The organism is Nocardioides sp. YR527, from assembly GCF_900101045.1.
GTDB lineage: Bacteria > Actinomycetota > Actinomycetes > Propionibacteriales > Nocardioidaceae > Nocardioides.
Genome location: NZ_FNFN01000018.1, coordinates 26,989 through 34,789 on the forward strand (window position 1 = coordinate 26,989; position 7,801 = coordinate 34,789).

The following is a 7,801-nucleotide window of genomic DNA, read 5'->3' on the forward strand; positions in this document are numbered from 1 at the left end:
CCGCTTCAGGCGATGGGCTGGTGGATGGTGACGAGCTTGCGGCCGTCGGGGAAGGTGGCCTCGACCTGCACCTCGACGAGCATGTCGACGACGTCGGGCATGACCTGCTCGCGGGTCAGCACGGCGCGCCCCTGCGTCATCAGGTCGGAGACCAGGGCGCCCTCACGCGCGCGCTCGATCACCCAGGTGGAGAGCAGCGCGACCGACTCGGGGTAGTTGAGGAGCACCCCGCGGGCGAGCCGGTCGCGCGCGACCATCCCGGCCACGGACAGCAGCAGCTTCTCGGTGTCGGAGGGGGTCAGATGCATGTCGCCAACTCTCTAGACGGCCAGCTGGGATCGGACGTGATCGTGCGCCTCGGAGCCGCCGTCGCCACGCGCGGTGATCCGGCCGGCCTCGAGGATGTAGTAGGCGGAGGCCGTACGCAGCGCGAACCCGACGTGCTGCTCGACGAGCAGCACGGTGAGGTCACCGCGACCGGTGAGCTCGGAGATCACCCGCTCGATCTCGGCGACGACGTTGGGCTGGATGCCCTCGGTCGGCTCGTCGAGGATGAGCAGCCTCGGCCTGGTCAGCAGCGTACGCGCGATCGAGAGCTGTTGGCGCTGACCGCCGGAGAGCAGTCCGGCGCGTCGCCCGAGAAGGTCCTTCAACGCCGGGAACAGGTCGATCATCTCGCTGATCCCGGCCCGGTCGCCGACCAGCTGGAGGTTCTCCAGCGCGGTCATGTCGCCGAAGCTCTGCTGGCCCTGGGGGACGTAGCCCAGGCCTCGCTTCACGCGTGCGCTCGGCCTCAGCGCGGTGACGTCCTCGCCGTCGAGCAGCACCCGGCCGCTCTTGGCCTTGACCAACCCGACCGCGGCCTTGAGCAGGGTCGTCTTGCCGGCGCCGTTGTGCCCCATCAGCGCCACCGCGGCGCCCGCCGGGACCTCGAGGCTGACCTCGTGGAGCACCGTGGTGCGGCCGTAGCCGCCGGTGACCGACTCGATCCTCAGCATCAGGCGTCCTCCCCTGTCGTCTCGGTGACCGCGGCGACGGTGTCACCCAGATAGACCCGCTGCACCTCGGCGTCCTCCCTGATCGCCGCGGCCGTGCCCTCGGCGATCACCTTCCCCGCATGCAGCACGGTCACGATGTCGGCGAAGCGTCGGACGAAGTCCATGTCGTGCTCGATGACCACGACGGTCCGCTCCGGGCTGATCCGGCGCAGCAGCTCACCGGTCTCCTCACGCTCCTCGGCCGACATCCCGGCGACGGGCTCGTCGAGCAGCATGACCGAGGAGTCCTGGACCAGCAGCATGCCGATCTCCAGCCACTGCTTCTGCCCGTGCGAGAGCACGCCCGCGGGCCGGTCCGCCAGCTTCGTGAGCCCCACGGTCTCCAGCACCTCGGCGACCTGCTCGGGCGTACCCCGCCGCGGCAGCATCAGCCGCCACCGCGCCCGGTGCACACCGGCGGCGATGTCGAGGTTCTGCAGCACGCTCAGCTCCTCGAAGACCGTCGCGGTCTGGAACGTACGTCCCACCCCGAGGCGGGTGATCCGGTGCGATGCCAGCGCGAGCAGATCGCGCGTGCGATAGCGCGCTTCACCACTCCCCTTCGCCAGCCCGGTCAGGGCGTCCACGAGCGTCGTCTTCCCGGCGCCGTTGGGGCCGATCAGGAAGTGCAGCCGGCCGGGCTCCAGGGTCAGGGACACCCCGTCGATCGCCACGAAGCCGTCGAACTCGACCCGTAGGTCGTTCACCGTCAGGGTCATCGCGCTGCCGCCTCCTCGGATGCTGACCGAGGTACCTCGGTCTCGCCTTGCTTCCCTCGTGGAACTCCGCGAGGAGAGTGATCGTCCACCGAGTTACCTCGGCGAACATTCAGCCGGCCGACCATCCCCAACAGCTGCGCCAGCCCGCCCGGCAACAGCAGGATGACCAGCACGAACAGGGCGCCCTGGAAGTAGGACCACGACCCCGGGAAGGCCTCGGAGAGCGACGTCTCGGCGTAGCCGATCAGGAGCGCGCCGACCGCCGGGCCGAGCAGCGAGGCACGCCCGCCGAGCGCGACCCCGGCCAGCAGCCCGATCGAGGCGACCACACCGACGTCGTCGGGCGAGACGATCCCGGCGATCGGCACGAAGAGAGCGCCGCCGATCGAGGCCAGGACGGCCGCGATGACGTACGCCGCCAGCTTGACGTTGGCCGGGTCGGTGCCGAGGAAGCGCACCCGCTCCTCGCCGTCGCGGACGGCCACCAGCAGCTCGCCGAAGCGGGTGCGGTAGAGCCAGGCCATCGCCAGGATCGAGATGAGCAGGATCCCGGCGGCGAGGAAGTAGAGCATCCGCTTGTTGGCCGGGTCGAAGAGGGCGTACCCGAAGAAGCCCTGGAAGTTGTTGAGGCCATTGGCACCGCCGGTGGTCTTCACCTGGCCGACGAGCAGGATCGCGAAGGCGGCCGCGAGCGCCTGGCTCAGGATGGCGAAGTACGCCCCCTTGATCCGCCGCTTGAACACCGCGAGCCCCAGCAGGCCGGCCACAAGTGCCGGCAGGACGAGGATGACGACGAGCGCGAGCCCGCCGTTGCGCAGCGGCTCCCACCATCCCGGCACCGTGGCGTCGCCGTAGAGCGCCATGAAGTCCGGCACCCCGCCGGGGCCGGCGTCGGCGAGCTTGAGGTGCATCGCCATCGCGTAGGCGCCGATGCCGAAGTAGAGCCCCTGGCCGAGCACGAGCATGCCGCCACGGCCCCAGGCCAGACCGATGCCGACCGCCGCGATGGCGTAGCAGCAGTACTTCGCGAGCAGGCCGAGGCGGAAGTCGGACAGGACCGCCGGGGCGAGGACGAGCAGGGCGAGCGCGAGCAGCAGCCAGCCGACGTACGGATAGATCCTTGTCATGCTCATGCCAGGCTCCTGGTCCGGACCGAGAGGATGCCCTGCGGGCGCAGCTGCAGGAACGCGACGATCGCCAGGAAGACGATCACCTGCGCGACCGAGCCGGTCAGGGCGTGGGCGAGGAACGCCTGCAGCAGGCCGATCCCGAGAGCCGCGACGATCGTGCCCTTGAGGTGCCCGATACCGCCGACGACGACCACCAGGAACGCCTGCACGATGTAGGACGTGCCAAGGTTGGGGCCGGTCGACCCGAGCAGGGTGAGCGCCACCCCGGCCACACCGGCCAGGCCCGACCCGATGAAGAAGGTGGCCCGGTCGGTGCGGCGGGTCGAGATGCCGATGGTCTCGGCGAGGTCGCGGTTGCCGACGGTCGCCCGGATCTGCCGCCCGAGGGCGGTGAACCGGAGCACGGCCAGCAGCGCGGCCACGCACGCCGCGGCCAGGACGATGATGAAGAGCCTGGTCAGCGGGAAGTCGTAGCCCAGGATCGGGATCGACCCGTCCAGCCAGCTCGGCGCCGGCACCTCCTTGGCCGGAGCCCCGAAGATGTCGCGCGCGACCTGCTGCAGGATGAGACCGACGCCGTAGGTGACCAGCAGCGTGTCCAGCGGACGGGCGTACATCCACCGCAGCACGCTCGCCTCGAGCGCCAGCCCGAGCAGGCCGCCGATCACGAACCCCACGGGGAGCGCGATCAGCAGACTCAGCTCGGTGCTGGCGACGATGGTCGAGACGACATAGGCGGTGTACGCGCCGGCCATGATGAACTCGCCGTGGGCCATGTTGATCACGCCCATCTGACCGAAGGTCAGGGTGAGCCCGAGGGCGATGAGGAGCAGGACCGCACCGGCGGAGACGCCGGTGAAGACCTGGGCGAGGAGGGAATCCAACGGGCTAGTTCTTCCACCAGTCGTAGGACTTCAGGTAGGGGTCGGGCTCGATCGGCTTCTCACTCGACCAGACCGTGTCGATCAGGCCCTCGGCGTTCACCTCGCCGATGAGCGCGGTCTTGGCGATGTGGTGGTTCTCGCCGTCGACCTCGACGGTGCCCTCCGGCGCGTCGTAGGTGACGCCGCCTGCGGCATCGATGACGTCCTCGACCGCGAACGAGTCGGCCTTCTCGACCATCCCCTTCCACAGGTGCAGCGAGGTGTAGGCCGCCTCCATCGGGTCGGAGGTGACCGCCTTGGCGCCGTTGGCCGCCTTGAAGTCGGTCACGAACTTCTGGTTCGCCGGGCTGTCGATGGTCTGGTAGTAGTTCCAGGCGGTGTACTGCCCCTCGAGGTTGCCCACGCCGACGCCCGGGACCTCCTCCTCGGCGATCGAGACGGAGAGCACCGGCATCGCCGCGGCGGTCAGGCCCTTGCCCTTGTACTCCTTGAAGAAGGCCACGTTGGAGTCGCCGTTGAGGGTGTTGAAGACCGCGTCCGCGCCGGCGGCCTTGACCTTGTCGACGACCGTGCCGAAGTCGGTCGAGCCCAGGGGCTGGTACTCCTCACCGAGGACCTCGATGCCGTTGGCGGCCGCGTACTGCTTGATGATCTTGTTCGCCGTGCGCGGGAAGACGTAGTCGGAGCCGACCAGGAAGATCGACTCGATCTTCTTCTCCTGCTTGAGGAAGTCGAGGGCGGGGATGATCTGCTGGTTGGTGGTCGCACCGGTGTAGAAGATGTTGTGCGAGGACTCCAGGCCCTCGTACTGCACCGGGTAGAAGAGCAGCGCGTCGTTGCCCTCGAAGACCGGCAGCATCGCCTTGCGCGAGCTGGAGGTCCAGCCGCCGAAGACGGCTGCCACGCAGTCGTCCTGGATCAGCTTGGTCGCCTTCTCTGCGAAGACGGTCGGCTCGGACTGGCCGTCCTCGCTGACGATCTCGAGCTTCTTGCCGAGCACGCCGCCGTCGGCGTTGATCTCCTCGGCAGCCATGGACAGGGACTTGAAGACGGTCGTCTCGCTGATCGCCATCGTCCCCGACAGGGAGTTGAGGAAGCCGATCTTGATGGTGTCGCCGCTGGTGTCGACACAGCTCTCGCTGGTCGCGGTGTCACCGGTCTTGGCGCCGCCGCAGGCGGTCGCGGTCAGGCCCAGGGCGAGCACCGAGCTGGCCGCAAGGAGGCGGCTCGAGAATTTCGTACGCACGGGATGGTCCTTCCATCGGACATTTGCTCTCGAATGGAAGGAATCTAGGGACGGCTTGTTTCGCCTATGTGTCGGACTCAGAGAGGATTTGTTTCCGGACGGAAACGTCTTCTCAGTTCGACCCGGTCCGGCTCAGTCGAGTCGGTCGAGCACGGCCTTCAGGTCGCCGACCACCTCTGCGACAGCCTCGGTCTGGTGCCGGGCACGGATCTCGCGGGCGACCGAGGCACCTACGGGCGAGAGCGCGACGACCGCGCGGCGCTTGTCCTCGGCGTGGACCTTGCGCAGCACCAGGCCACGCTCGGCGAGCCGGTCGACGTGTCGGGTCAGGGTGCCGGCCGGGAGCGCGGCGCCGTCGGCGAGACGCGTCATCGTCTGGCCCGGGTCGTCGAGCAGCACACTGAGGATGCGCCACTGCTCCGCGGTGAGGTCGAAGTCGGCGTACGCCTCGGCCAGCGCGTGCTCGATCCGGCGCTGCGCCCGGGCGAGCAGCACGGCGAGGTCCGTGACGGCCGTCGCGGCTGTCTCCATGGCGTCCTCCCACGAATGTCTGCTGGATGCCCGCTGCGCCGAGGGCCCGACTCCCGTACCCTAACCACCCATCGGCTCAATGGTGAGTCATCCGTCCGCTTCAGCTGGTCTGGTTCGTCTGGGAGCAGGTGCCGATGTCTCCGCCGTCGTTCACCCCGGCGTCCCATGCCCTGCTGGGCCTCGCACCCCGCCCGCCGGGCGCCCTCTCGATCGCGTTCGTGGTGCCGATGCAGGGCCCGACCGGAATCTACGGACCCGGCTGCCTGGCCTGCGGCGAGCTGGCCGCCGAGGAGCTCAACGCCGGCAGCGGGATCGCCGGGAGGCCGGTCGAGCTGGTCGCGATCGATGCCGGGCGCGCTCCCCACGAGGTCGCTGCCGAGGTCGCCCAGCTCGTCGACCTCGGCCGGGTCGACGCGATCGCCGGCTGGCACATCTCCGCCGTACGCCAGGCGATCACCGCCCGCGTCGGCGGCCGCGCCCTGTACGCCTTCGCCGCCATGCACGAGGGCGGCGACAAGACTCCTGGGGTCTTCATGATCGGCGAGCGCCCGGTCAACCAGCTGCTTCCCGCCACCGCATGGATGCGCGCCAACCACGGCGTCTCCCGCTGGGCGGTGGTCGGCAACGACTACGTCTTCCCGCGCGTCACCGGATCCACGGCCCGCGCGGCGCTGCACGGGTCGGCCTCGGAGGTCGTGAGCGAGACGTACGTCCCCCTGGGCACCCGCGACTTCGCCGGCGTGCTGCGCGGCCTGGAGGGCGGGGAGCAGGACGGGGTGATCATGCTGTTGATGGGGCAGGACGCCGTGCACTTCAACCGCCAGTTCGCCGCGGCCGGGCTGAGCTCGTCGCTGACCCGGCTGAGCCCCGCGGTCGAGGAGAACACCCTGCTCGCCGGCGGCGCCGGAGCGAACGCCAATGTGTTCGCGGCCGCCGCCTACTTCGACGGCCTCACCACCCCCGAGTCGGCCGGCCTGTCCGAGCGCTACTACCGCCGCTTCGGCGAGTACGCGCCCTCCCTCAACGCCGTGGGCGAGTCCTGCTACGAGTCGCTGATGTTCCTGCGTCAGATCGGCGACGCCTGCGGCGGGCTCGAGGTCGAGCCCGCGCTCGGCCTCACCGCCCACCACAGCTACTCCAGCCCCCGCGGCCTCATGCGCATGCACGGCAACCTCGTCGACCAGGACGTCTACATCGCCGCCGCCGATGGCCTCCGCTTCGAGATCCAGGAGCAGATCGCGTACGCCTCCTAGCATCCGTTGACTTCGAGTACGCTCCAACTCCTAGCGTGCGCACCATGACGCACGAGAAACCTTCCCAAGACCCCACCTCCCGCGCCGCCCATGGCCGCCAGATCCTCGACGCGATCGACGGTGAGGCAGGCGCCCGAGTCATCGACTCGCTCGCCGACATCGCCCCCGAGCTCGGCCACCAGGTCGTTGCCTGGGGCTTCGGCGAGATCTACGCACGCCCCGGCCTCGAGCCGCGGGACCGCCAGCTCGTCACCCTCGGCATGCTCACCGCTCTGGGTGGCTGCGAGCCTCAGCTCGAGGTCCACATCAACGCCGCCCTCAACGTGGGCCTGACTCCCGAGCAGATCATCGAGGCGTTCCTCCATTCAGCGGTCTACTGCGGCTTCCCCCGCGCCCTGAACGCCACCTTCACCGCCAAGAAGGTGTTCGCCGAACGCGACCTCCTCCCCCTCGCCTGACCACGAGCACAGCGGTCAAGCGGCGAGGGTGTGAGCGTGGAGTACGTCGCGCAGCATCGACTCTCCCCGGGACATTGGGGGCGGGTCGGGCGCCCAGGTGTCTGGTGGTGGGCTCGTGTAGGTGTGCCCGGTGGGTGTTGTGGTGATGATGCTGCCGTCTGGTCCGGGTCTGGCTTGCCAGCCGGGGGCTTCCTTGGCTTGGTTGCATCGTTCGCACAGGCCCTGCAGGTTGTCGGCGCTGGTTTCGCCGCCGTCTGCGTGGCGTTGGATGTGGTCGATGTTGCGGATCGGGGCATCACAGCCGTTGGTGCGACAGATCCCACCGTCACGAGTGGCGATGAACTCGGCCAGTCCGTCGGGTGCTCTGCGTGAGCGGGACTCCATGGCGACCAGTTGCCCGGCGGGGTCGGTGAACAGGCGCCGGACGAACACCTCGGCATCAGCGAGTGCGTCGCGGGCCCAGGCGGCGGGGACGGGTCCGTAGCCCTCGACCACGGCGGGCTGGTCGGCGTCGTTGGTGAGGGAGTCGGCGGTCATCACGAT

Annotated in this window: 10 protein-coding genes; 2 read left to right on the forward strand and 8 right to left on the reverse strand. The window is 69.3% G+C overall.

Annotated features, from left to right (window positions below; translation table 11 throughout):
* Positions 1-5: 5 nt before the first annotated feature.
* From BLT25_RS29265 to BLT25_RS29295, 7 genes are all read right to left on the reverse strand, one after another.
* Positions 6-308: an urease subunit gamma gene (locus BLT25_RS29265; protein ID WP_008357715.1), complete on the reverse strand. Its 303-nt coding sequence runs from the start codon at positions 306-308 to the stop codon at positions 6-8.
* Positions 309-320: 12 nt separating this feature from the next.
* Positions 321-998 carry an ATP-binding cassette domain-containing protein gene (locus BLT25_RS29270; RefSeq protein ID WP_091053317.1) on the reverse strand — a complete coding sequence of 226 codons (678 nt, stop codon included), beginning with the start codon at positions 996-998 and terminating at the stop codon, positions 321-323.
* Positions 998-1,756, reverse strand: a complete 759-nt coding sequence (urtD, locus tag BLT25_RS29275; protein ID WP_091053319.1) for an urea ABC transporter ATP-binding protein UrtD — start codon at positions 1,754-1,756, stop codon at positions 998-1,000. The genes BLT25_RS29270 and urtD overlap by 1 nt, the downstream gene beginning before the upstream one ends.
* On the reverse strand, positions 1,753-2,889 hold the full coding sequence (urtC, locus tag BLT25_RS29280; protein WP_256328874.1) for an urea ABC transporter permease subunit UrtC: 1,137 nt from the start codon (positions 2,887-2,889) through the stop codon (positions 1,753-1,755). Before urtC ends, urtD begins: the two co-directional genes overlap by 4 nt.
* Positions 2,886-3,770 (reverse strand): urea ABC transporter permease subunit UrtB, encoded by an 885-nt coding sequence (gene urtB, locus BLT25_RS29285; protein WP_091053320.1) that lies wholly within the window; start codon positions 3,768-3,770, stop codon positions 2,886-2,888. Before urtB ends, urtC begins: the two co-directional genes overlap by 4 nt.
* 4 nt (positions 3,771-3,774) lie before the next feature.
* Entirely contained in the window at positions 3,775-5,016 is a 1,242-nt protein-coding gene (urtA, locus tag BLT25_RS29290) for an urea ABC transporter substrate-binding protein (protein ID WP_091053322.1), read from the reverse strand.
* Between the two features lie 132 nt (positions 5,017-5,148).
* Positions 5,149-5,547, reverse strand: a complete 399-nt coding sequence (locus BLT25_RS29295) for a MarR family winged helix-turn-helix transcriptional regulator (RefSeq protein ID WP_091053323.1) — start codon at positions 5,545-5,547, stop codon at positions 5,149-5,151.
* Positions 5,548-5,681: 134 nt separating this feature from the next.
* On the opposite strand from BLT25_RS29295, the gene BLT25_RS29300 reads away from it, so the two are divergent.
* A complete protein-coding gene (locus tag BLT25_RS29300; RefSeq protein ID WP_091053325.1) occupies positions 5,682-6,800 on the forward strand; it encodes a substrate-binding domain-containing protein in 1,119 nt (372 codons plus the stop codon).
* Positions 6,801-6,844: 44 nt separating this feature from the next.
* Positions 6,845-7,258 (forward strand): carboxymuconolactone decarboxylase family protein, encoded by a 414-nt coding sequence (locus BLT25_RS29305; protein ID WP_091053327.1) that lies wholly within the window; start codon positions 6,845-6,847, stop codon positions 7,256-7,258.
* A 15-nt stretch (positions 7,259-7,273) separates the two neighbouring features.
* Here the strand turns inward: BLT25_RS29305 and BLT25_RS29310 are convergent.
* Positions 7,274-7,801, reverse strand: a 528-nt coding sequence (locus tag BLT25_RS29310; RefSeq protein WP_143033910.1) for an HNH endonuclease, incomplete at its 5' end; no start/stop codon positions are given.

Excerpts from the sequence above, each read along its gene's own strand:
- BLT25_RS29295 (WP_091053323.1), bottom strand. The coding sequence starts at position 5,547 with ATGGAGACAGCCGCGACGGCCGTCACGGACCTCGCCGTGCTGCTCGCC.
- BLT25_RS29305 (WP_091053327.1), top strand. The coding sequence starts at position 6,845 with ATGACGCACGAGAAACCTTCCCAAGACCCCACCTCCCGCGCCGCCCAT.
- BLT25_RS29270 (WP_091053317.1), bottom strand. The coding sequence starts at position 998 with ATGCTGAGGATCGAGTCGGTCACCGGCGGCTACGGCCGCACCACGGTG.
- urtD (WP_091053319.1), bottom strand. The coding sequence starts at position 1,756 with ATGACCCTGACGGTGAACGACCTACGGGTCGAGTTCGACGGCTTCGTG.
- urtC (WP_256328874.1), bottom strand. The coding sequence starts at position 2,889 with ATGAGCATGACAAGGATCTATCCGTACGTCGGCTGGCTGCTGCTCGCG.
- BLT25_RS29265 (WP_008357715.1), bottom strand. The coding sequence starts at position 308 with ATGCATCTGACCCCCTCCGACACCGAGAAGCTGCTGCTGTCCGTGGCC.
- BLT25_RS29300 (WP_091053325.1), top strand. The coding sequence starts at position 5,682 with ATGTCTCCGCCGTCGTTCACCCCGGCGTCCCATGCCCTGCTGGGCCTC.